The 23,253-nt window shown below is 65.0% G+C and carries 21 protein-coding genes and 1 tRNA gene; 11 read left to right on the top strand and 11 right to left on the bottom strand.

Annotated features, from left to right (window positions below):
- Window positions 1-27: 27 nt before the first annotated feature.
- Together K3178_RS11885 and K3178_RS11880 are read right to left on the bottom strand one after the other, a co-directional pair.
- Window positions 28-114, bottom strand: a tRNA-Leu gene (locus tag K3178_RS11885).
- A 106-nt stretch (window positions 115-220) separates the two neighbouring features.
- Window positions 221-1,156 carry a zinc-ribbon domain-containing protein gene (locus tag K3178_RS11880; protein ID WP_221571629.1) on the bottom strand — a complete coding sequence of 312 codons (936 nt, stop codon included), beginning with the start codon at window positions 1,154-1,156 and terminating at the stop codon, window positions 221-223.
- 159 nt (window positions 1,157-1,315) lie between these two features.
- Here K3178_RS11880 and ftsE point away from each other — a divergent pair, with 159 nt between their 5' ends.
- The 4 genes from ftsE to K3178_RS11860 are packed head-to-tail and all read left to right on the top strand — an operon-like array spanning window position 1,316 to window position 4,236.
- The gene (gene ftsE, locus K3178_RS11875; protein WP_221571628.1) at window positions 1,316-2,047 is read left to right on the top strand and encodes a cell division ATP-binding protein FtsE; all 732 of its coding nucleotides are present in this window, start codon (window positions 1,316-1,318) and stop codon (window positions 2,045-2,047) included.
- The gene (locus K3178_RS11870; RefSeq protein WP_221571627.1) at window positions 2,044-2,976 is read left to right on the top strand and encodes a cell division protein FtsX; all 933 of its coding nucleotides are present in this window, start codon (window positions 2,044-2,046) and stop codon (window positions 2,974-2,976) included. Before ftsE ends, K3178_RS11870 begins: the two co-directional genes overlap by 4 nt.
- A complete protein-coding gene (locus K3178_RS11865; RefSeq protein WP_221571626.1) occupies window positions 2,973-3,572 on the top strand; it encodes a YdcF family protein in 600 nt (199 codons plus the stop codon). The genes K3178_RS11870 and K3178_RS11865 overlap by 4 nt, the downstream gene beginning before the upstream one ends.
- Window positions 3,556-4,236 carry a lysophospholipid acyltransferase family protein gene (locus tag K3178_RS11860; protein WP_221571672.1) on the top strand — a complete coding sequence of 227 codons (681 nt, stop codon included), beginning with the start codon at window positions 3,556-3,558 and terminating at the stop codon, window positions 4,234-4,236. The genes K3178_RS11865 and K3178_RS11860 overlap by 17 nt, the downstream gene beginning before the upstream one ends.
- A gap of 4 nt (window positions 4,237-4,240) precedes the next feature.
- On the opposite strand, the gene K3178_RS11855 is transcribed toward K3178_RS11860, so the two are convergent.
- A complete protein-coding gene (locus tag K3178_RS11855; protein ID WP_221571625.1) occupies window positions 4,241-5,146 on the bottom strand; it encodes a prephenate/arogenate dehydrogenase family protein in 906 nt (301 codons plus the stop codon).
- On the bottom strand, window positions 5,143-6,243 hold the full coding sequence (gene hisC / locus K3178_RS11850) for a histidinol-phosphate transaminase (protein ID WP_221571624.1): 1,101 nt from the start codon (window positions 6,241-6,243) through the stop codon (window positions 5,143-5,145). Before hisC ends, K3178_RS11855 begins: the two co-directional genes overlap by 4 nt.
- Before the next feature lie 69 nt (window positions 6,244-6,312).
- Between hisC and metX the strand changes: the two genes are divergently transcribed.
- Both metX and metW read left to right on the top strand, forming a co-directional pair.
- Window positions 6,313-7,401 carry a homoserine O-acetyltransferase MetX gene (gene metX, locus K3178_RS11845; RefSeq protein ID WP_221571623.1) on the top strand — a complete coding sequence of 363 codons (1,089 nt, stop codon included), beginning with the start codon at window positions 6,313-6,315 and terminating at the stop codon, window positions 7,399-7,401.
- On the top strand, window positions 7,398-7,982 hold the full coding sequence (gene metW / locus K3178_RS11840; RefSeq protein WP_221571622.1) for a methionine biosynthesis protein MetW: 585 nt from the start codon (window positions 7,398-7,400) through the stop codon (window positions 7,980-7,982). The genes metX and metW overlap by 4 nt, the downstream gene beginning before the upstream one ends.
- Here the strand turns inward: metW and K3178_RS11835 are convergent.
- From K3178_RS11835 to K3178_RS11815, 5 genes are all read right to left on the bottom strand, one after another.
- Window positions 7,972-8,580 (bottom strand): DUF4126 domain-containing protein, encoded by a 609-nt coding sequence (locus K3178_RS11835; protein WP_221571621.1) that lies wholly within the window; start codon window positions 8,578-8,580, stop codon window positions 7,972-7,974. The two genes, metW and K3178_RS11835, sit on opposite strands and share 11 nt — an antisense overlap.
- A gap of 37 nt (window positions 8,581-8,617) precedes the next feature.
- Window positions 8,618-9,571 (bottom strand): DUF5996 family protein, encoded by a 954-nt coding sequence (locus tag K3178_RS11830; RefSeq protein ID WP_221571620.1) that lies wholly within the window; start codon window positions 9,569-9,571, stop codon window positions 8,618-8,620.
- A 60-nt stretch (window positions 9,572-9,631) separates the two neighbouring features.
- Window positions 9,632-10,603 carry an alpha/beta hydrolase gene (locus tag K3178_RS11825; protein WP_221571619.1) on the bottom strand — a complete coding sequence of 324 codons (972 nt, stop codon included), beginning with the start codon at window positions 10,601-10,603 and terminating at the stop codon, window positions 9,632-9,634.
- A gap of 110 nt (window positions 10,604-10,713) precedes the next feature.
- Window positions 10,714-11,892 (bottom strand): acetyl-CoA C-acyltransferase, encoded by a 1,179-nt coding sequence (locus tag K3178_RS11820; protein WP_221571618.1) that lies wholly within the window; start codon window positions 11,890-11,892, stop codon window positions 10,714-10,716.
- Between the two features lie 57 nt (window positions 11,893-11,949).
- Window positions 11,950-12,399: a MaoC family dehydratase gene (locus tag K3178_RS11815; protein ID WP_221571617.1), complete on the bottom strand. Its 450-nt coding sequence runs from the start codon at window positions 12,397-12,399 to the stop codon at window positions 11,950-11,952.
- A 239-nt stretch (window positions 12,400-12,638) separates the two neighbouring features.
- Between K3178_RS11815 and K3178_RS11810 the strand changes: the two genes are divergently transcribed.
- From K3178_RS11810 to K3178_RS11795, 4 genes are all read left to right on the top strand, one after another.
- Window positions 12,639-13,745: a hypothetical protein gene (locus tag K3178_RS11810; RefSeq protein ID WP_221571616.1), complete on the top strand. Its 1,107-nt coding sequence runs from the start codon at window positions 12,639-12,641 to the stop codon at window positions 13,743-13,745.
- Between the two features lie 227 nt (window positions 13,746-13,972).
- The gene (gltB, locus tag K3178_RS11805; RefSeq protein WP_221571615.1) at window positions 13,973-18,634 is read left to right on the top strand and encodes a glutamate synthase large subunit; all 4,662 of its coding nucleotides are present in this window, start codon (window positions 13,973-13,975) and stop codon (window positions 18,632-18,634) included.
- A gap of 269 nt (window positions 18,635-18,903) precedes the next feature.
- On the top strand, window positions 18,904-20,340 hold the full coding sequence (locus tag K3178_RS11800; protein ID WP_221571614.1) for a glutamate synthase subunit beta: 1,437 nt from the start codon (window positions 18,904-18,906) through the stop codon (window positions 20,338-20,340).
- Window positions 20,341-20,383: 43 nt separating this feature from the next.
- On the top strand, window positions 20,384-21,307 hold the full coding sequence (locus K3178_RS11795; RefSeq protein ID WP_221571613.1) for a methyltransferase domain-containing protein: 924 nt from the start codon (window positions 20,384-20,386) through the stop codon (window positions 21,305-21,307).
- Window positions 21,308-21,470: 163 nt separating this feature from the next.
- On the opposite strand, the gene K3178_RS11790 is transcribed toward K3178_RS11795, so the two are convergent.
- Complete coding sequence (locus tag K3178_RS11790) at window positions 21,471-22,187, bottom strand: hypothetical protein (protein WP_221571612.1); 717 nt, start codon at window positions 22,185-22,187, stop codon at window positions 21,471-21,473.
- Window positions 22,188-22,353: 166 nt separating this feature from the next.
- On the opposite strand from K3178_RS11790, the gene K3178_RS11785 reads away from it, so the two are divergent.
- On the top strand, window positions 22,354-22,791 hold the full coding sequence (locus tag K3178_RS11785) for a hypothetical protein (protein WP_221571611.1): 438 nt from the start codon (window positions 22,354-22,356) through the stop codon (window positions 22,789-22,791).
- A 27-nt stretch (window positions 22,792-22,818) separates the two neighbouring features.
- On the opposite strand, the gene K3178_RS11780 is transcribed toward K3178_RS11785, so the two are convergent.
- Complete coding sequence (locus K3178_RS11780) at window positions 22,819-23,145, bottom strand: TraR/DksA family transcriptional regulator (protein ID WP_221571610.1); 327 nt, start codon at window positions 23,143-23,145, stop codon at window positions 22,819-22,821.
- Window positions 23,146-23,253 lie beyond the last annotated feature (108 nt).

The raw sequence follows: 23,253 nt of genomic DNA, 5'->3' as shown, positions 1-23,253 counted from the left end.
TTGGGATGGTCCCGGAGGTGGGACTGTTGGTGCGGTCGAGAAGACTCGAACTTCCACGGCCTTGCGGCCACAACGACCTCAACGTTGCGCGTCTACCAGTTCCGCCACGACCGCACACAGTCTGCATCGGAAGCGAATCTCACAAGGTGAGACCACCTGCTCCCGCCGGTAGGAGCGCGCCCCTAGCAACAGCTTCGCAAAGCGGCAAGCATGTATTTTACTAGAGCGGTGCCCAGCCCACGTCGGCGTACACCGCGCCGCGCGGAACGTCGGTGCGCGCCTCGTCGATGGCGATGCTTTCGCCCGGGGCCAGCGTGGGCTGCGGCGGCTGCACGACCCAGCTGTAAATCTGGTCCTCGCGCTCGTTGAGCATGACGATCAGGACTGGCGGGAGGCGGCGCGCCTCGCGGGCGTTGTTGGTCACCTCGATCCGCGCGGTGAACATCCAGCTGTTGTTTTCCAGCTCGCGCCAGCGCTGTGCATCGGGCGGGAACGACAGCGAGAGGTCGGGCTGCGCTTCACCGAACAACGGCTTGTCGACAGGCCACCAGTCGGGCGTGCCATACCGCTGCATGGCAAAGATCGCGCCCACTGCGAGCAGCGCGAAGATCGCCGCGGCCCAGGTCCACAGCTTGAGTCGGTTGCGGCGCGGGCCGAAGGGCGGCGAGTGGTCGAAGCGCGAGACGAGGTCGTCCTCGTGCACTTCCTCATGCACCGGCTCGTCGAAATCGGGCTCGGCGTGATCTTCTTCGCGCTCGACGAAGGAGGGCGGCGGGGTCTCGTCGAAATCGGGCGGGCGCTGGCGCGGCGCTTCCTCCACCGGAGCTTCGGCCTCGGCCGAGCGGATGAAGGAACGGCGGCGACCTCCTGTAGGCGCCATGTCGGGCACGGGCTCGTCGAGGGGCCGGCTCGCTACCTGCTCTTCCTCGACCGGGGCCGGAGGGGGAGGAGGTGGTGGTGGTGGTGGCGGCGGCGCAGGCTGCGGGGCAGGCGCAGGCGCGGCCACTTCCTCGCTCGCGGCGACGCCTTCTGCGCTCGCACCTTCCTGGAACCACGAGTGCTTGCACTTGGCGCAGCGCACGGTCCGGCCGTCCACGCCGATGGCGTTGTCGGGCACGACATAGCGGGTGCTGCAGGCCGGACAGGCGATAATCATGGTGAATGGAAGCTCTATAGAGGCCCGCGAATCACGACAAGGCGCGTAGCTGTGCGCGAAAGCCCATGAGCGCTTTTTTCCCCAGCGAAGGCTCGTTATAGGCCCCAAAGACGATATGGCGGCAGCATTTCCCTTCCAATCAGGCGCGGATTTCGCGTGATGAGTGCGCGCGAAGAGGAAATCGTCCAGTTCGACAATGTAGGGCTGCGCTACGGGACCGAGCGCGAAGTGCTCTCGAACATCTCCTTTTCGCTCTATTCGAGCCGCTTCTATTTCCTCACCGGGGCGAGCGGCGCGGGCAAGACCTCGCTGCTGAAACTGCTCTACCTGGCGCAGCGTCCGTCCCGCGGCGGCATCCGCATGTTCGGGCGTGACGTGATCACCCTGCCGCGTGACAAGCTGCCTGCCTATCGCCGCCGCATGGGCGTGGTGTTCCAGGACTTCCGCCTCGTCGATCACCTCTCCGCCTTCGACAATGTCGCGCTGCCCTTGCGCGTATCGGGCGTGCGCGAGGCGGATTTGCGCGAGCCGGTCGCCGACATGCTCGAATGGGTGGGCCTCGCGCACCGCGCCGAGGCACGGCCCGCAACGCTTTCGGGCGGCGAACAGCAGCGTGTCGCCATCGCCCGCGCAGTGATCGGGCGACCCGAAATCCTCATTGCCGACGAGCCGACGGGTAACGTCGATCCCGAAATGGCGGTAAAGCTGCTGCGCCTGTTCGAGGCGCTCAACCGGCTCGGGACCACGGTGGTGGTCGCCACCCATGACATCCAGCTGCTGCAGAAGGTGCCCGAGAGCATGATCATGCGGCTGTCGAAGGGCATGTTGTCCGATCCCACCGGCGCGCTGAAATACCCGCCGCGCCGCGAAGGCACGGGGGCACGCGGATGAAGCGGCCCCCGGCGATAGAAAGCGCCGTCGATCGCGGCCTCGCCCCGTTTCGCGGGCGCCGTGCGGCGGGGCTCCTGCCGCAAACGCGGATGGGCGGGCCGATGGTCTGGGTGCTGGCGATTATGGTCGCACTGACGGTGGTCGCCGCGGGCGGCGCGCTTGCCCTGTCGAACATGGTCCAGACCGCGCGCGGCGACCTTGCCGGAAGCGCGACGGTCCAGATCGTGGAGCCCGACGAAGAAGCCCGCGCGGCTCAGGTCGAGAAGGTGCAGGATATCCTCGCCCGCGACCCTTCGGTGGCCGGTTTCCGTGTCGTGCCGCAGGAAGATATCGCCGAACTCCTCGAACCCTGGCTCGGCACGGGCGACGAAGTCGAGACTGTCCCGCTGCCGGCGCTGGTTGATGTCACCCTGCGCGACGGGACGAGCAGAGCCGATTACGACCGCCTCGGGGGGGCTTTGAGGCAGGTCGCGCCGCAGTCGCGGATCGATGCGCAGTCGGACTGGCTCGCCCCCATCCTTTCGGCCCTCTCCTCGCTCAAATGGATGGCGCTGGCGCTGATCGCCATGCTCGGCGCGGTGGGCGCGGCGGCCGTGTGGCTGGCGGCGCGCAATGCGCTGGGCGGCAACCGCGATACGGTTGAAATCGTCCACCTGCTGGGCGGCAGCGACGACCAGATCGCGCGGATATTCCAGCGCTCGATCCTGATCGATGCCGTGATCGGCGGGGCTCTGGGGCTCGTCGCCGGAATTGCGATGATCGCCCTGCTGGGCGGCCAGTTCGCCGCCTTGCAGTCGGGAATGGTTGCAGGAGGGTCACTCTTGGCCGTTGATTGGGCGCTTATCGCCCTTGTCCCGCTTTTCGCGGTGGGAATTGCCGTCTACACCGCTCGCATGACCGTGCTTTCATCCTTGAGGAAAACGCTTTGATCCTCCGCCTGTTTGCCGCGATTTTCCTGGTTTACGCCTTCGGCTTCCTCGGCTTTGCGGTGACGCTGCCGTCGCCTGCAGGCAAGACAGAGACAGATGCGGTGATCGTGCTGACCGGCGGGCCGGGACGCATCGCACGCGGGCTCGAAGTGATCGAGCGGGGGTGGGCCAAGGAAATGTTCGTCTCCGGCGTCGATCCGGAAGTGAAACCGGGCGAATTCGCCGAGGAGTTCGAAGTCCCCTCGCGCACGATGAACTGCTGCGTCACGCTGGGGCAACTGGCGGTCGATACGCGTAGCAATGCGGGCGAAACGGCGCAGTGGATAGAGGACAAGGAGATCGAATCGGTCCGCCTCGTCACCACCGACTGGCATATGGCGCGCGCCTATTCCGAGGTTGCGGGCATGCTGCCGGCCGGAACCGCGATCATCCGCGATGCGGTGGGATCGCACCCCGATCTCGGCACACTGTTCCTCGAATACAACAAGCTGATTGCCTCGGAAATCTCGCAGGGCCTGCCCGAGGATGAAGATCAGCCTGCCGCAGAGCAGGCAACCGGAGAAGGTGAAGAAGCCGCGGATGATCCTGCTTCGTAACTTCCTGTTCTACCCACTGTTCTATCTAGGCTCCTTTCTCATAACAGCGGCCTCGCTTGCCAGTGCGCCCTTCTCGCTGGGCGCGTTCCGGCGGCGGGTTCGCAATTGGGGCCAGTGGCAGCGCTGGTGTCTGAAACACATCATCGGTGCGAAAGTCGTGATCGAGGGCAAGCCGCAGGACGAACCGGCACTCTACGCCATCAAGCACGAGAGCTTCTTCGAGGCGATCGACGCGCCCAATTTGCTCGACTGCCCCTCGGTTTTCGCCAAGCAGGAGCTGTTCCGGATCCCCGGCTGGGGCCGCGCAGCCCTCGCCTATGGCCTCATCCCGGTGGCGCGCGACCAGGGCGCGAAGATGCTGATGGGCATGATCCGCAGCGCGAAGAAGATGTCTGCCGACGGGCGCCCGCTGGTGATCTTCCCCGAAGGAACCCGCGTACCGCATGGAGAGCGTCGCCAGCTGCAGGCAGGCTTTGCCGGGCTCTACAAGATGCTCGGCCTGCCGGTCGTCCCGGTCGCGGTGGAAAGCGGCCCGGTCTATCACCGTTGGCTCAAGCGTCCCGGGACGATTACCTACAAGTTCTGCGAGCCGATCCCGCCGGGCCTCCCGCGCGCCGAGGTAGAGGCTAAGGTGCTTGAAGAGATCAATTCACTGAACGTTTGACCTGTCAGTGATCCTTGCGCCCGAAATCGGGGCGTGCGTCATCCTGCCCCTGTTCGACCACCTGCCGCCTGATTGCCCGCGTGCGGGTGAAGAGGTCGAACAGCGTATCGCCATCGCCATTGCGGATGGCGCGCTGGAGAGCGGTGAGGTCTTCGCTGAACCGGCCAAGTACCTCGAGCACGGCATCGCGGTTGGTGAGGAACACGTCGCGCCACATGGTCGGGTCGGATGCGGCGATGCGGGTGAAATCGCGAAAGCCGCCAGCCGAATATTTGATCACTTCTCCGCGCGTCACGTCTTCTAGATCGGAAGCGGTGCCGACGATGGTGAAGGCGATGAGGTGCGGGATATGGCTGGTCACCGCAAGCACGAGATCGTGGTGCTCCGCGTCCATGATTTCCGCCTTCGCACCGATGCCTTCCCAGAATGCGGCGAGGTCGCTTACTGCCTGCTGGGGCGCATCCTCGCCCGGCGTGAGGATGCACCAGCGATGGTTGAAGAGGTCGGCAAAGCCTGCGTCCGGACCGCTCTTTTCCGTACCTGCAACCGGGTGGGCAGGAATGACAATTGCCCCCGGGAGCGCTTCGGCGAGCGTCTTTGCGACGCTGGCCTTCGAAGAACCGACATCGCTAACGATCGCCCCTTCGGGCAGGCTGGAGCCGATTGCGGCAGCAGCATCGCCCATGGCACCGACGGGGACGCAGAGGATGACAAGGTCGGCATTCCCTACTGCCTCGCCGGCATTCTCGCAGACCTCCTGCACCAGGTCCCGCTCGGCGGCCCGGCGGCGGACATCGGGATCGAAATCCCAGCCGCTTGTCCGCACCTTGGGCAGCTTCTCGCTCACGGCCAGTCCGATCGAGCCGCCGATCAGGCCGAGCCCGATAATCGCAACGCGCTCGATGCTCATCGTGCCGCCACTGCTGCGGCGCGCAGGATTGCGGCGATCTCGTCCATCTGCTGGGCCGTTCCGATGGTGATGCGCAGGCCATGCGGCAGGCCCTGCCCCGGCAGGTGGCGCACGGCATAACCGCCATCGGCCAGTGCAGAGAGCGCGGCTTCGGCGGTGAGCTTGCCTTCGAACAGCACCAGCAGGAAGTTCGCCTTGCTCGGAACGGGGCGCAGCCCGTGATTGCCCATTCCGGCGATGGTTTCGGTAAAACGCGCCAGCTCGCGATTGTTCGCCTCGCGCGATCTGGCAACGAATTGCTGGTCGCCCAGCCCCGCGATGGCCGCCTTCTGGCCGGAGTTGGTGACGTTGAAAGGCCCGCGAATGCGGTTGAGCGCATCGATCAGCTGCGGCGCGCCGGTGGCCCAGCCGATCCGCTCGCCCGCAAGGCCATAGATCTTGGAGAAGGTGCGCGTGACGAGCACGTTGTCGTGCGCGGCGGCAAGCGCCATTGCGCCGTCGTCCTCGCCTTCTTCCAGATATTCGCCATAGGCCTGGTCGACGACCAGCAGAACGTCTGCGGGAAGGCCTGCATGGAGCCGCTCGATTTCGCCGCGCGGCAGGAAAGTCCCCGTCGGATTGTTCGGGTTGGCAAGGAAGACCACCCTAGTGTTCTCGGTCACCGCGCCCAGCAGTTCATCGACATCGGTGGCGTAATCGACATCGGGTGCCTCGACCGGCGTCGCCCCGCAGCGCCTTGCGGCGATCTCGTAAACGACGAAGGAATAGCGCGCATAGAGCACCTCGTCGCCCGGTCCGGCGAAGGCTTGCGCGGCTAGGTTGAGCAATTCGTCCGAGCCCGTCCCGCAGACGATCCGCGCCGGATCGAGGCCGTGGACCTCGCCGATTTTCGCGCGCAGGGCATTCGCATCGGGATCGGGATAGCGCGCGGGTCCGGCGGGCTCCGCCAGGGCCGCCAGCGCCGCCTCGCTACACCCCAAGGGATTTTCGTTGGCCGAAAGCTTTACCAGCTCGCGCCCGTCCGCCCCCTTGCTCTTGCCGGGTACATAGGCGTGGATCTTGGCGATCCAGGGTTTCATTGTTGGTCTGTCTGCCATTGCGGCTTCGGCGCATGAAAGAAAAAGCGCCCTTCGACAAGCGCCTGTGGTGCGGTTACAGCGACATCAATGGCCGGGACATCGCGCACGCTGGAGCTGCCCCAACCGCTCGCCCTCGATGGCGGGGGCGAGCTCGTGGGCGCAACACTGGCCTATGAAACCTATGGCGAGCTCAATGCAGACCGCTCGAACGCCATCCTCCTGTGCCACGCACTGACCGGCGACCAGTATGTCGCTTCGCCGCATCCCGTCACCGGCAAGCCCGGCTGGTGGGAACGCATGGTCGGCCCCGGAAAGCCGATCGACACGGGCCGCTTCCACGTCATCTGCGCCAATGTCATCGGCAGCTGCATGGGCTCCTCCGGCCCGGCAAGCGAGGCGAGCGACGGCAAGCCTTATGCGATGCGGTTCCCCGTCATCACCATCCGCGACATGACGCGCGCGCTGGTCGGCCTGCTCGACGAGATCGGCATCGACACGCTCCACGCGGTCGTCGGCGGGTCGATGGGCGGAATGCAGGCGCTGAGCCTTGCCGCCAACTGGCCAAGCCGCGCCGCGCGCGTCCTCGTCATCGCCTCGACCAGCCGCCATTCGGCGCAGAACATCGCCTTTCACGAACTTGGACGGCAGGCGGTGATGGCCGACCCGCGCTGGAACCAAGGCGATTACTATGGCGGCGAAGCGCCCGACAATGGTCTCGCCGTGGCGCGCATGGCGGCGCATATCACCTATCTTTCCGAAGAGGCGCTGACCGAGAAGTTCGGACGCAATTTGCAGGACCGTGAGGCCAAGTCCTTCGGCTTCGACGCCGATTTCCAGGTCGAAAGCTATTTGCGCTACCAGGGCAGCGGCTTCACCCAGCGCTTCGATGCGAACAGCTATCTCTATATCACCCGCGCGATGGATTATTTCGACCTCGCCGAAGAGCATGGCGGCAAGCTTGCCGATGCCTTTGCGGGGACAGCTGCGCGCTTCTGCCTCGTCAGCTTCGACAGCGACTGGCTCTACCCTACCAGCGAAAGCCGCCACGTAGTGCGCGCGCTGAATGCGGCGGGCGCGGCCGTGAGCTTCGTCGAACTGTCCGCTCCGCATGGCCACGACAGCTTCCTGCTCGACGTGCCTGCGCTCGACCGCGTGGTGAAAGGCTTCCTCGAATGAACCTGCGGCCAGACCTCGCGGCGATTGCCGAGGCCATCGCGCCTGGTGCCCGCGTGCTCGACATCGGCTGCGGCGACGGGGCGCTGCTGGCGAATTTGCGCGATGCGAAGCAGGTCGACGCGCGCGGGATGGAGATCGACGGCGACTGCGTCGAGCGCTGCGTGGCGCAAGGGCTATCGGTGGTGCAGGGCGATGCCAATCGCGACCTTGCCGACTATCCCGACAAGGGCTTCGACTACACCGTCCTCAGCCAGACGCTGCAGACCGCCACAAGGCCCGATCACATGCTCGACCAGCTCCTGCGCGTCGGGCGGCAGGCCTTTGTCAGCTTCCCCAACTTCGCCCACTGGCGCACGCGCTCGGCGCTGATGTTCGGCGGCAAGATGCCGGTGACGCGCGCGATTCCGGTCAGCTGGTACGAGACACCGAACATCCACCACGTCACGGTCAAGGACTTCCGCGAACTTGCCCGCGAAAAGGGCGCGACTATCGAGCGGGAATGGTTCTTCGCGGGCGGCAAGCCGGTCAGCGGAAGCACCAACTGGCGCGCCGAATTCGCGGTGTTCCAGCTCAGCCGCTAGGCGGTGGTGCGGCAGGTTTGCGCCCAAACAGGCTGCGCACGATCTTGCGCGCCAGCCAGATCAGCCAGACCACGAACGCCAGCAGCACCAGCGCGATCCCGCCCGCGACATAGGGATATTCATAGGCCGCATAGAGCAGCCCTGCCGTCGCCACGTCTTCCACTGTCGAGACCGCGATATTGCTTACCGGTTCGGGGCTGGCATTGACCACGCCGCGCGCGCCGGCCTTGCCCGCATGCGCCGTCAGTGCAGCGCCGCCGCCGAGGAGGAAAGCCACCACCTGCGTCGCCGGATCGGAAGGATCGACGATGGCGAGCGCGAGCAGCGCCCCGCCCACCGGCCGCACGAAGGTGTGGACCGCGTCCCATGCACTGTCGAGCCACATCACCTTGTCGGCAAAGAATTCGGCCAGCGCGGCAATCGCGGCGATGCCCATCACCCACGGATTGGCCAGCGCATCGAGGCTCTGCAAATGCTCGGGAAGCGGCAGCGCGCCGAGGCGCATCGCAAGCCCTGTTGCGAAAATGCTGAGGTAAAGACGCCAGCCCGCGAGCAGGCTGACGCTTCCGGCTATCCCGATGATTTCCATCACTCCCATGCGGCGAAGAATGCGCCGTTACAGGGATTTAGGCAAGTCAGCCCTCGCGCTGCGCTTCGACATCGTAAGGCTCGCCATATTGGCCGAGCGGGATTTCGAGCCGGTCCCTTGCCCACTCGCCCCTGTCGGCGACTGCCGCATAGGTACTTTCGAGAAATTGCATCAGCGCACGTTCCGGGTCCTCCGCCTCGCGTACCGCGGCATAAGGGAGGACGAACTCGCCCAGCTCGCCGTGCCAATAGGCGGCTTCGGGCTCGACCGCAGCTTCGCCGAAACCGTCGGGCGTCGGATAGCCGTAAGCATAGAAAGCCGCTTCATCGACGCCCCCGCCGCCGAGCCAGAATCCCGCGCTGGCCACTTCATGGCTATAGGCCTCGCGCGTCACGCGGTCGGGCAGATTGGGAAAGCCGCCGGGGTGCAGCGGTGCCTCACGGCCCGAAAAGCGGGTAACGGCGAGATCGAAGCTGCCCCAGAACAGGTGACTGGGAGAGGACTTGCCAACGAAGCCCGAACGGAAGCGTTCGAACACGCGGTTGGCATCGGAAAAAGCGCGGTGGATGCGCGCGAGCGTAGCCTCGTCCCATTCCCGCTCGTCGGTGTCCTCGTGGAACGGGATGGCGGTTTCGACCTCGTTGGGAGCACCGGAAATATCGGTCGACACTCCGGCATGGCGCAAGAGCCCGGCAAGCTGTTCGTGGAAGCGCGCGACGCTTTGACCTGCGACCTCGAAGCCGTCGGCAAAGCCGGTCGAGGATTCCACCGCGACTGCGCTGGAGAGGCAGTCGAAGATGACTTCCGCCTCGCCGCCCGGCATCTCCACCGGATAGCTGCGAAAACCGCGCGGCACGACGCGCAGCGCAAGGTGCCAGCTGTGGTTGCACCATGGCAGGGCGCGCGTGGGCAGCTTGCCCATGACCTGGAGATAGGCGTGAAGGGTTTCGATGACCCGGCGATCGGCCTCATAATCGAGTTCTGGCCATCGCTGTGTCATATCGTGCCTCCGGAATTCACCGCCCCACCATGCGAACGTGGGGATTGATGGCGAGGTTCCCTATTGGGGTCGCCGCGGCCAGCTCGAGCCGATCTGCGCCGCTTCCCCGGCGAAAAGATGCTTCAATCCATCCATGATCACGCGCGGGGCGACCGTGTAGTGATCCTCGCCGTCATAGAAGCGGGTTTTGACGCGCAGCCCTTCATAGCCGCGCAGGTTCAGGCGGTTGGCGAATTCGGCCGTGCCCGGAACGATGCCCGCCACTGCAAGGAACCACTCGTCCGCCTCCTCGCTGCCAGCGCCGATATAGATGTCGGTCGGCAGGGCCTTGCCCGTTTTCGCGAACCTCTCCTCGAGCGCGAGCACCGCGCCGCCATTGGCCCTGATGAAGGGACTGCCGATGATCATCCGGTCGAAGGCGCCGGGCCGTTCGAGCAGCGCGTAGGCGGCAAAGGCTCCGCCCAGCGAATGGCCGTGAAGCGTGTGGCTATCGCCGCAGCGCAGTTCGGCGCAGAGTTCGCCGCGCAGATCGTCGACGAGGAAGTCGAGATATGTGTCGGCCAGCTGCGGCATCTCGGGAAGCGCGCCGGCATCGCGTGCCCAGACTTCGCCGTTGAGGCCATCGGGCAGGAATGTCCCGCCAACGGGGGGCGAGAAATCGGACATGCGGCGCTGGACGCCAGCCAGCCCTTCTGCATCCGCGCTGCCCACTCCGATCACGATCGCTTCGGGCATGTGGTTACCCGAAACCAGCAGGTCGACCATGGCCACTACCGTGCGCGTCATCAGCGCATTGTCCATCACCCAGATGACCGGATAGCGGGCCTCGGGCTGGACGCGGTAGCTGGCCGGCAGCGCAATCGAGACCGTGTATTCATGCGGCACGCCTTCGGCTGTGAAGGTCCGGTCCTCGAGCCGCTCCATATTGGCGCGCGCGCCTTCGATATATGCGAGCTGCGGTTTGGCCTGCGCGGCCGCAGGGACGAGGGCCGCTGCGACTGCGAACGCGGCGGCGGAAATCAGGTTACGCACGAAAAACTCCCGGAAAGGCGACTCACCAGCGAGCCGTTTCCCGGGAGATATTTCCGTTTATCGATAAACGCAATGTTGTTTATCGATATTCAATGTGTGTTGGCCGAGCCTCAGAAGATCTCGAACAGGCCCGCTGCGCCCATGCCGCCGCCGACGCACATGGTGACGACGCCGTACTTCGCCTTGCGGCGCTGGCCTTCGCGCAGGATGTGGCCGACGCAGCGCGCACCGGTCATGCCATAGGGATGGCCGATCGAGATCGAGCCGCCGTTGACGTTGAGCTTGTCGTTGTCGATGCCCAGTTTGTCGCGGCAGTAGAGCACCTGCACGGCGAAGGCTTCGTTCAGCTCCCACAGGTCGATATCGTCGATCTTCATGTCGAAGCGTTCGAGCAGCTTGGGGATGGCGAAGATCGGACCGATGCCCATTTCATCGGGCTCGGTTCCGGCAACCGCCATGCCGATGTAACGGCCGAGCGGATTGAGGCCGCGCTTTTCGGCTTCCTTGGCTTCCATCACGATGACCGCGGCCGAACCGTCCGACAGCTGGCTGGCGTTGCCCGCCGTGATCGTGGTGCCCGGGCCCATGACGGGCTGCAGCGAGGCGAGGCCTTCGAGCGTGGTCGAGGGGCGGTTGCCCTCGTCCTTGGCGATGGTCACGTCCTCGTCGGTGATCTCGCCCGTCTCCTTGTTCTGCACCTTGTGCTTGGTGCTGACCGAGACGATCTCGTCGTCGAACAGGCCCGCTTCCTGCGCAGCGGCGGTGCGCTGCTGGCTCTGGAGCGCGTATTCGTCCTGCGCTTCGCGGCTGATGCCATAGCGCTGGGCCACCGTTTCGGCGGTCTGCAGCATGGGCATGTAGATCGCGCCGTGCATGGCGACCAGTTCGGGATCCATGGCGACGCGCATGTCCTTGGTCTGCACGAGGCTGATCGATTCCTGCCCGCCCGCGCCGACGATCTGCATGCGGTCGGTGATGACCTGCTTGGCTGCCGTGGCGATCGTCATCAGGCCCGAGGAGCACTGGCGGTCGATGGTCATGCCCGGCACGCCGATCGGGCAACCGGCGCGCAGCGCGACCTGGCGGGCGAGGTTGCCGGCCTGCGTGCCCTGCTGGAGCGCGGCGCCCCACAGCACGTCGTCGAGTTCGCCGGCGTCGATGCCGGCACGCTCGATGGCGGGCTTCAGCGCATAGGAGCCGAGCGTTGCGCCGGGCGTGGAGTTGAAGGCGCCCTTATAGGCCTTGCCCATACCGGTACGGGCGGTGGAAACGATGACTGCGTCACGCATGGGGTATTCCTCGAATTAGCTTTTGGTGTCCGATCCTCCCGGGGAGGAAAGGGGAAATCAGACGAAATACATGGTCATCCATTCGCAGATCAGCGCGGGCTTGTCCTCGCCCTCGATCTCGATGGTGATTTCCATGGTCTGCTGCCACTGGCCGGGGCGCTTCTCGGTCATTTCGAGCAGCTTCCAGTGGCCGCGGATACGCTTGCCCGAACGAACGGGATTGATGAAGCGCGTCTTGTTGCCGCCGTAGTTGACCGCCATCTTGATCCCGTCGACCCGCGGCACATCGCTGTTCGCGGTGAGGTAGGGAATCATCGACAGGGTCAGGAAGCCATGCGCGATGGTGCCGCCGAAAGGCGTCATCTTGGCGGCTTCTTCATTGATATGGATGAACTGGTGGTCGCCCGTCGCATCGGCGAACTGGTTGATGCGCTCCTGGCTCATTTCGACCCATTCGCTGGTGCCGACCTGTTCGCCGATCTTGGCTGCTACGTCCTGTGGGCTCATTCTCGCGCTCTCCTCGAAAATTGATTCATTGCGACTCTACCGGAGCCGCGTGCGGGCGGACTCATGGCGCATGGAAGTGGGGTGCGCAACCGCCGGAAATCTGCCGTTACGGCATGGCGGGCCGCCGATACGGGCGAGTTGCCACCCGCCACGGGAACAGCCATAATTAGGGCGGTGTTAACCAAGCGGGCCTAGCGCAAACATGGATTTGTCACGAGCTTGACGCGAACAGGAGCCGAATGGGCGACAGCTACGATACTCCCGGCCTGACGGGCCGAGCATGGTTCAGGCCTGCAGTCGCCGCGTGGTTCGCGCTGCTGCTGGGCGGCGGGCTGTGGCTGATGCCGCCGAGCGTCCACGCGTCGATGGCCGGCACGCTGGGCCTCGGCGCAGTGCCGAACAACGTGGCGATCCTGTGCGCGGGACTGGCGCTGCTGGGCTTCCTGCTCGGCTGGGTGATCGCCTCGCGCATCGCGGCTGCCACGGGTCCGCGTGCCTTTGCTCCGGGATTCGAGGGTTTTGGCGGCGACGGATGGGACGATGGCGAGGCGGAAGAGGAAATGCCGCGCCGCCGCCGCGTCTTCTCCGCGCGCGAGGATATCGGCGAGGAAGGCATCGCCATCAGCGCGCCGAGGGACGAGGACGAGCGGCGCTACGAGGAGGAATTCTCGGTCGAGGACATCGCGCCGGTAACGCCGGAAGAGGATTTCGAGGCGGTCTATGCCGAGATGGAGCCCGGCTATTTCCCGTCGCAGGATGCCGGGCCGGTCGAAGTGGAGGCCGCAGGGATCGATGAGCCGGCGGAGTACGAGGCCGAATATGCCGAGGTCGAGGAGGCAGAGTACGAGCCTGTCGAAGTCGAGCCCGAACCGGAATACGCAGCCGCACCGCAATATGCGCCCGAACCCGAGCACGAGCTGGAGCCGGCAGACTACGAAGAAGCCGCTGCAGAAGCCCGCGCACCCGAAACGCCGCTCGGCGACATGAGCCTCGATGCCCTTCTCGGCCGTCTCGAAGGCGCGATGGAAGCGCACAAGGCGATGGTCGCCACAAGCGAGCGCGCCGCGGCCGAGCCCGCACCGCAGGCGGTCCCCATGGCGCGCGAGCTCGGGCCAGTCGACGAGGACGACCTGGGCCTGGCCGAAGTTTCCGACGACGACCCGGTCATTGCCTTCCTGCGCCGCGAAGCGAGCCGCCGGATGCCGCAGCGCCCCGCCAATGAGGATGCCGCACCCGAAGTGGCCGACATTCCCGAGCAGCCGCGCTCGCATGAGGGCCAGACCGAGGCGCAGGCCGCGCTACGCAATGCACTCGACCGGCTGGGGCAGGCGGGCCGCAAGGACTGACACGTTTACGGATACGAATTCCATATGCTGCAATGCGGCATATTCCGGTAATTCTTGGGCTGCGTGAAATTTTGCTTCACCCCGCGCCCATTGCAAAACCCCATTGTTACCTGCAATAGACCTCTACGCGACATTTTGGCGGCCGCGCATGCGGCGCTGCACAACTTCCGCGCCCCCCGGTGAAGGCCGGTTCGGGACGCGGACCCAGAGGAGGACGGTTTAAGCGAATGCAGGTCCCGGCTCACACGACCCCCGATTCCCAGGGTCTCTACGACCCGCGCAACGAGCACGATGCCTGCGGCGTCGGCATGGTCGCGCATATCAAGGGCAAGAAGAGCCACGCGATCATCGAGCAGGCGCTCACCATCCTCGCCAATCTCGACCATCGCGGCGCGGTCGGCGCGGACCCGCTGCTGGGCGATGGTGCGGGCATCCTCATCCAGACGCCCGACCCGCTGATCCGCAAATGGGCCGAGGCGCATGATTACGATTTGCCCGACGAGGGCGATTATGCGCTGGCCATGTGTTTCCTCCCGCAGGAGGAAGAGGCGCGTCAATTCGTAGAGGGCCAGCTCGAACGCTTCGCCGAGAAGGAAGGCCAGCGCGTGGTCGGATGGCGCGACGTGCCGACGACACTGGACGGACTGGGCGATGCGGTCATCGCCTCCATGCCGGTCATCCGCCAATGCGTGATCGCGCGCGGCATGAGCTGCGCCAGCCGCGAGGCTTTCGAGCGCAAGCTGGTCGTGATCCGCAAGCAGACGCTCAATCCGCTGAAGGCGCTCGAAGCGAAGCATGGCATCGAAGGCCTCAGCCAGGCCTATATCCCGAGCTTCAACAGCCGCACGGTGGTCTACAAGGGGCTGCTGCTGGCAAACCAGGTCGGCAGTTTCTACGACGATTTGCGCGATCCCGATTGCGTCAGCGCACTCGGCCTCGTGCACCAGCGTTTCAGCACCAACACCTTCCCCAGCTGGCGGCTCGCCCACCCCTATCGCTTCATGGCGCATAATGGCGAAATCAACACGGTTCGCGGCAATGTGAACTGGATGGAAGCGCGCCGCCGCACGATGGAAAGCGAGCTGCTGGGCGCCGACCTCGACAAGATGTGGCCGCTGATCCCGCACGGCCAGTCGGACACCGCATGTCTCGACAATGCGCTCGAGCTGCTGCTGACGGGCGGTTACAGCCTTGCCCATGCGATGATGATGCTCATGCCCGAAGCCTGGGCCAAGAACGAGCAGATGGATCCCGCGCGCCGCGCATTCTATGAATACCATGCCGCGCTGATGGAGCCATGGGATGGCCCCGCCGCCGTGTGCTTCACCGACGGCAAGCAGATCGGCGCCTGCCTCGACCGTAACGGCCTTCGCCCCGCCCGCTGGTGCACGACCAAGGACGATCTCGTCGTGCTGGCGTCGGAAAGCGGCGTGCTGCCCTTTGCCGAGGAAGACATCACCCGCAAGTGGCGCCTCCAGCCGGGCAAGATGCTGCTCATCGATCTCGACGAGGGCCGCATCGTCGAGGACGAGGAACTCAAAGCCGAGCTCGCCGCTGCCGAGCCTTACGAGGCATGGCTAGAAAAGGCGCAGTACAAGCTCGCCGACCTCGATCATATCGAGCCGGACCTTTCGGAAATCGCCGCGAGCGACATCCCGCTGCTGAACCGCCAGCAGGCCTTCGGATACACTCAGGAAGACCTGTCGCGCTTCCTCGAACCCATGGCCGCCAATGGCGAGGACCCGATCGGATCGATGGGAACCGATACGCCGATCGCGGTCCTGTCGGAGCGCAGCCGCCTGCTCTACGACTATTTCAAGCAGAACTTCGCGCAGGTGACCAATCCGCCGATCGACCCGATCCGCGAGGAGCTGGTGATGAGCCTGCTCTCGATGATCGGCCCGCGCCCGAACTTGCTCGGCCGCGACGGGGGGACGCACAAGCGCCTGGAAGTCTCGCAGCCGATCCTGACCAACACCGACCTCGCGAAAATCCGCTCGGTCGAAGTGGCGCTGGACGGCGCCTTCCGCACCGCGACCATCGACATCACCTGGGATGCCAGCACGGGGGCCGACGGTCTCTCCATGGCCTTGAAGGAAATGTGCTGGGCGGCGACCGAGGCCGTGCTCGGCGATGCCAATATCCTCATCCTGTCGGACCGGGGCCAGGGGCCGGACCGCATTGCCATGCCCGCGCTGCTCGCGACGGCGGCGGTCCACCACCAGCTCGTGCGGCAGGGCCTGCGCATGCAGACCGGGCTCGTCATCGAGACGGGCGAAGCGCGCGAGGTGCATCATTTCTGCGCGCTGGCGGGCTACGGCGCGGAAGGCATCAACCCCTATCTCGCCTTCGAAACGCTGGAAGACCTGCGCGCACGCAAGCTGCCCGATCTCGACCCGGCCGATGTCCAGAAGAATTTCGTCAAGGGCGTGGGCAAGGGCATTCTGAAGGTCATGTCCAAGATGGGCATCTCGACCTACCAGTCCTATTGCGGCGCGCAGATCTTCGACGCGGTCGGCCTCTCGTCCGACTTCGTCGAGACCTACTTCAAGGGCACGGCGACCACGATCGAGGGAATCGGTTTGCAGGAGGTCGCGCGCGAGACGGTGAAGCGCCACGCGCAGGCTTTCGGCGACAGTCCGCTTTACAAGGGCATGCTCGATGTAGGCGGCATCTACCAATACCGCATCCGCGGCGAGGACCACGCCTGGACCCCGCAGAATATCGCCAATCTCCAGCACGCGGTGCGCGGCAGCGATCCGAAGAATTACGAGGAATTCGCCCGCTCGATCAACGAGCAGTCCGAACGCCTGCTGACCATTCGCGGGCTGATGGAACTGAAGAAGGCGGACCGTCCGCTCGACCTGTCGGAAGTCGAACCGGCGAGCGAAATCGTCAAGCGCTTCAGCACCGGCGCGATGAGCTTCGGCTCGATCAGCCACGAGGCGCATTCGACTCTCGCTATCGCGATGAACCGCATCGGCGGTCGCTCGAACACCGGCGAAGGCGGCGAGGAGCCCGAACGTTTCCTTCCGCTCGACAATGGCGATTCGATGCGCAGCCGGATCAAGCAGGTGGCCAGCGGCCGCTTCGGCGTGACGGCGGAATATCTCGTCAATTCGGACGATATCCAGATCAAGATGGCGCAGGGCGCCAAGCCCGGCGAAGGCGGCCAGCTGCCCGGCCACAAGGTCGACAAGCGCATCGGCAAGGTGCGCCATTCGACCCCGGGTGTCGGCCTGATCTCCCCGCCTCCGCATCACGACATCTATTCGATCGAGGATCTCGCGCAGCTGATCCACGACCTCAAGAACGTCCAGCCCGAGGCGCGTATCTCGGTCAAGCTGGTGTCCGAAGTGGGCGTGGGCACGGTCGCGGCCGGTGTCTCCAAGTCGAAGGCCGACCATCTCACGATCTCCGGCTATGAAGGCGGCACGGGTGCGAGCCCGCTGACCAGCCTCACCCATGCCGGATCCCCGTGGGAAATCGGCCTTGCCGAAACGCAGCAGACGCTGCTCCTCAACGATCTGCGCAGCCGCATCGCAGTGCAGGTCGACGGCGGGCTGCGCACGGGCCGCGATGTCGCCATTGGCGCGCTGCTCGGCGCGGACGAGTTCGGATTCGCTACCGCCCCGCTGATCGCGGCAGGCTGCATCATGATGAGGAAGTGCCACCTCAACACCTGCCCCGTGGGCGTCGCCACGCAGGACCCGGTGCTGCGCAAGCGCTTCACCGGCACGCCCGAACACGTCATCAACTACTTCTTCTTGGTCGCCGAGGAACTCCGCCAGATCATGGCCGAGATGGGCTTCCGCACGGTGGAAGAAATGGTCGGACGCGTCGACAAGCTCGACATGCGCCGCGTCACCCGCCACTGGAAGGCGCATGGCGTGGACCTGACGCGGATCCTCCACGAGGTGCCGCTCAAGGAAGGCCAGCCGCTCTACCACACCGAAACGCAGGACCATGGTCTTGCCGCGGCCATGGATGTCGAGCTGATCGAAGCCTGCAAGCCCGCAATCGAAAGCGGCCAGGCGGTCCAGCTCACGCGCACGATCCGCAATGTGAACCGCACCGTCGGCACCATGCTTTCGGGCCGGATCGCGGAAGCGCACGGTCATAAAGGCCTGCCGCAGGACACGATCCGCATCGATTTGACCGGTGTTGCCGGGCAGAGCTTCGGCGCATGGCTCGCGCATGGAGTGACGATGAGCCTCACCGGCGATGCCAACGACTATGTCGGCAAGGGCCTGTCGGGCGGGCGCATCACGGTCCAGCCGCCCGAGGGCACGGGCCGCGAACCCACGAACAACATCATCGTCGGCAACACCGTGCTTTACGGCGCGATCGCGGGCGAGGCCTATTTCGCCGGCGTCGCGGGCGAACGCTTCGCCGTGCGCAATTCGGGCGCGGTCGCGGTGGTCGAGGGCACGGGCGACCATGCGCTCGAATACATGACCGGCGGCGTCGTCTGCGTGCTCGGCAAGACCGGGCGCAATGTCGCGGCGGGCATGAGCGGCGGCATCGCCTATATCTACGATCCCGATGGCGAGTTCACCCGCCTCGTCAACCACGCGCAGGTCGACGTGCTCGACGTGAAACCGGGCGACGGCGAAGGCGCGGAGAAGAGCTGGGGCAGGCCGCAGCAGCGCGCGCAAACGGTCGACGATCCGGGCATGGGCGATCCGCTCTATCACGATGCCGAGCGGCTGAAGGTGCTGGTCGAACGCCACCACCTCCACACCGGTTCTGCTCGCGCCAAGGCGCTGCTCGATGACTGGGCAAACGAACTCAAGAACTTCCGCAAGGTGATGCCGCGCGACTACGCGCGAGCGCTCAAGACGCTCGAGGACGAGCGGGAGCAGGCAGCGATGGAGGCCGCAGAGTAGGCCATGACTCCAGGGTTAGGCACCAACCAGATCGCCTCGAGTTGTTCGATTTCGAGGAGAAATCCGCAGGGCGGGCCGGTGGCCCCGGCCAAGGATTTGGACGCGGAAATTCGGGCAACTCGAAGCGACCGCGCAGCGGCGGGCCGAGAAGACCACCCGCTGTCGTTACTCGTCAATCACGAAGCAATAGCTTCGCTCATTCCTCGCGCCTCGGCGGCCGGCCTTCTCGGCTCCGTCTGGATGGCGCATAACCCTGGAGTCATGGCCTGATGGGCAAGGAAACCGGCTTTCTCGAATACGAGCGCGAGGATCGCACCTATGTCGATCCGGCGGAGCGGCTGAAGAACTACAAGGAATTCGTGATCCCGCACGAGAAGGGCGCGCTGCAGAAGCAGGCCGCGCGCTGTATGAACTGCGGCATTCCCTATTGTCACAACGGCTGTCCGGTGAACAACATCATCCCGGACTGGAACCACCTCGTCTATGAAGACGACTGGAAGAACGCGCTCGAGGTCCTGCACTCGACCAACAACTTCCCCGAGTTCACCGGCCGCATCTGCCCCGCCCCGTGCGAGGCGGCCTGCACCCTGAACATCGTCGATGCCCCGGTGACCATCAAGTCGATCGAATGCGCGATCATCGACCGCGGGTTCAAGGAAGGCTGGGTCAAGCCCGAACCGGCGGAAAGGCAGACCGGCAAGTCTGTCGCCGTCATCGGTTCGGGCCCCGCAGGCCTTGCTGCCGCGCAGCAGCTGGCGCGCGCGGGCCATGCGGTCACGGTGTTCGAGAAGAGCGACCGCATCGGCGGGCTGCTTCGCTACGGCATTCCCGACTTCAAGATGGAAAAACACCTCATCAACCGCCGCGCGGTGCAGATGGAGGCCGAGGGCGTCCAGTTCCGCACCAGTAGCGAAGTCGGTGTGGAAGTCAGCTTCGAGGCGCTGAAGGAGAATTTCGACGCGGTGGTGCTGGCGGGCGGCGCGGAGGAAGCGCGCAAGCTCGACATCCCCGGTTCCGAGCTGTCGGGCGTACGGCTGGCGATGGAGTTCCTGACCCAGCAGAACAAGCGCAATGCAGGCGACGACGAAGTGCGCGCCGCCCCGCGCGGCAGCCTGACCGCAACCGGCAAGCACGTCATCGTGATCGGCGGCGGCGATACCGGCAGCGACTGTGTCGGCACGAGCAACCGGCAGGGCGCGACCAGCGTCACCCAGCTCGAGATCATGCCCAAGCCGCCCGAACACGAGGACAAGGCGCTGACCTGGCCCGACTGGCCATTGAAGCTGCGCACCTCCTCCAGCCACGAGGAAGGAGTGGACCGCGACTGGGCCGTGCTGACCAAGCGCGTGGTCGAGGAAGGCGGCGATGTCGCCGGGCTCGAATGCGTGCGGGTAGAGTGGAAGGACGGCAAGATGGTCGAGGTGCCGGGCAGCGAGTTCACGCTCAAGGCCGACCTCATCCTGCTCGCCATGGGTTTCACCGGACCCAAGCGCCGCGGCCTGCTTGACCGGGCGGGCGTGGAACTCGACGCGCGCGGCAATGTCGCGGCGGACACGCAGTGGTACCTCACCAGCGAACCCAATGTCTTCGCCTGCGGCGACATGCGCCGGGGCCAGAGCCTGGTCGTCTGGGCCATCCGCGAAGGCCGCCAGTGCGCGCGCGCAGTGGACGAGGCGCTGATGGGAGCGACGCAACTACCACGTTGACGCAGACTTGCGCACACACGTGCTTTGTTGGAAGAGGCTGGGGATGTCCTCCACCCTCACCGAACATTATCGATATCTCGCCATGTCCGGACGGACCGAGGCCTATCGCCGCGCGCTGCGAGCGATCGTGGAGAAGGGTGACGTCGTGGCCGACCTCGGCTGCGGTTTCGGCATCCTAGGCATGCTCGCGCTCGAGGCTGGCGCTTCGCATTGCTATGGAATCGATCATTCGCGCGCGGCGCATATCGCGCGCGAAACCGTGCGGCGCAAGGGGCTGGAGGATCGCTTTACCGTCATCCACGGATCGACCTTTGAGGTGGACCTGCCCGAACAGGTGGACCTGATCCTGTGCGATCATATCGGCCATTTCGGGGTTGATTACGGGATCGCCAGGCTGATGGAGGATGCGCGCCGCCGGTTCCTGAAACCGGGCGGACGGATGATGCCGCAGAACCTGCGTGTGGACGTCGCGCTCGCCCGGAATCCCAAGGGTCGCGGGCGCATCCACCGGTGGCAGCGGGAGGGAATTCCCGATGCCTACCGCTGGCTGGACGAACTGGAAGTCAATGAACTGATGCCGCTGCGCATGACTGCGGAGGACCTCCTGAGTGCGGGCGCTCCGGTGGCCGAGTTGGATTTCGCGCAGCAACCATCTTCGACCTTCGCACTATCGACGCGGCTCGTGGCGCAGTGTGACGCTCTGGTGGACGGGCTTTGTGGCTATTTCTCGTGCAAGCTCGCACCTCAGATCACGCTCACCAACGATCCGCGAGACGCGCAGGCCATTCCGCGCAGCACGATACTGCTGCCGACGCGCGAACCCTTCGCCGTGCGCGAGGGAGAGGAAGTCGAGGTATCGCTCAGCATTCGCGATGATCCCTGGGTGGTGAGCTGGGCGCTCACCCCTCCGGGCGGCGAAAAGCAGCAGATGTCGACCCTCAATGCCGCTGCACTGACGCGCGGCTAAGCCGCTTTCCTCCGCCCGCACGCGGGCAAGCGCGGCGTGGAAGGCGGCGGATTCCTCCATCCGCAGCGCGATCCGGCCGACCGTATGCTCGCCGCCGAGGAAGCGGGGCATCGGGACCGCGACTGGGCAGTGCTGGCCAAGCGCGTGATCGAGGTAGGCTGGGCTAGAGGGCGATGCCCTGCCACCAGTCCGAAAAGCCGATCTGGAGTACGATCACGGTCGTCACGATAATGACCGCGAGCCCTATCAGGCTGGCCGGGTGGAGCCGCCGGTAACGAACGAAATCATACACGAGCAGCACGACTGCGGTGAGCGTATAGAAAAGCGATGTCATCTGGCCGACCATCGTCGGGTCGATGATCTCGGGCACCATCCGGACATAGCGCCCGATAACGGTGCCGAACGGCGCGATGGCGCTCGCATACATCAGCCGCCAGTGCCAGTCGGGCCGCCTTCGCATCAGCACGCCCCAGATGAAAAATCCGACCAGCAGAGGGGTGAGCTGGAATGTCCGGAAGGCATCGGAGACGGCCTTCCCCTTCAGCTCTCCCTCGCGCGGGAACATCTCGAACTGGACACCGAGCCCGGTGATGGCGGCCGCTATGACCGCAAGGCCGACCACCGCCCCCATCGTGCGATGGACCTTCCAGTTCCCCTTCAGCACCATGGTCGGCTGCGCGATGAAAAAGGCTGCGAAGGCAAAACCCGCAATCGCATGCGGGTGCATCCAGAATTCATCGGTCGCAAAGCTGCCGTCGGACAGCGGCACGAAATAGGTTGGCACGAAGCCGAGCACGGTGAAGACGAGCAGCGCCCATGCGACGCCGCGCATGAAGCGCGCATCGTCCATCATCCGGAACGGGTATTTCTCCTTCGCCATAACGCCCCCGCTTCGATCCCAATACGGTGCGATCCTCAGGCAGGCCTATCAAATCTGGCCCACGATCCCAAATGGCTGCTTGTGAGCGAGAGCGTTCATGTCCGCAAATGGGTGGGAAGCGGACATCGCAATTGATTAACGAAACCGGCTGTGAGAACACCAGCAAATGAACCAGGCACGAAAATCAACCAGTGATGTATACTGGAAGAGCGTGTTTATCGGCGCTTATGTCGGCATCTTCTTACAGATGGTGGTAACGACATGGGGCGAACCCTTCGACTCCAGCGAACTCTGGACTGTTCCCGTAATCCTGCTCGCCTATGGGCTATTTGCTGTTCCCTTCGTGGCACTGGGCTTAGGCATATTCGGACTGCCGGTCACAACCCTACTACGCCGGAGTGCACAAGCTTGGTGGGTAGGCGGCGTTGCTGCGCTGTGGGGCTGCCTTTCAGGCAAGCTTATGTTTTACATCATCGACCATCTTTTGTTTTTCGGACTTTACGACTTGATGGAGTTAAGCTTCCCCGACTTGGGCATAGTCTACGGCCTGCCAACTGGCCTTGCATGGTGGGCTTTACACCGCAGGGAACTTGCCGGTCGCTAACGTCCGCAATCGGGTCGTTAGCGGACATCACCCCGCGCACTGCACGCATTTCGCCACGCTGGGATCATGCGCCAGCCGCTTCTCGGCGATTGCATTCCCGCAGGCCGTGCACCATCCCCATTCGCCCTCGTCGATCCGCGCGAGCGCCGCTTCGATACGGGCGCGTTCGGCGGTGCGGCGGCGGGCTGTCGCCTGCGCCATCGCCTGCTGCTGCAGCGCGTCCATCCGGCTGAGGCGGCCGACGCTGTCCTGTTGCAGCTCGACCACCTCGCGCGAATCGGCATTGGCCGCATCCTCGGCGGCGAGCGCCTCGCGGCGGGCCAGCAGGCGTTCTCTCGCTTCGTTTTCGGTCATTTCCTACTCCCGCCCGTCACGATAGGGCAGGTGTGCGCTCTTTCAAATCGTCGATAGTTCCAGCGAACCGCTCCGCGCATGTGTCAACTTCGACGCCCGAAGGATTTT

This window comes from Qipengyuania sphaerica (assembly GCF_019711595.1).
Classification (GTDB): Bacteria; Pseudomonadota; Alphaproteobacteria; order Sphingomonadales; family Sphingomonadaceae; genus Qipengyuania; species Qipengyuania sphaerica.
Note: the sequence above shows the minus strand (reverse complement) of the source record. Positions and strands in the feature narration are given on the sequence as shown.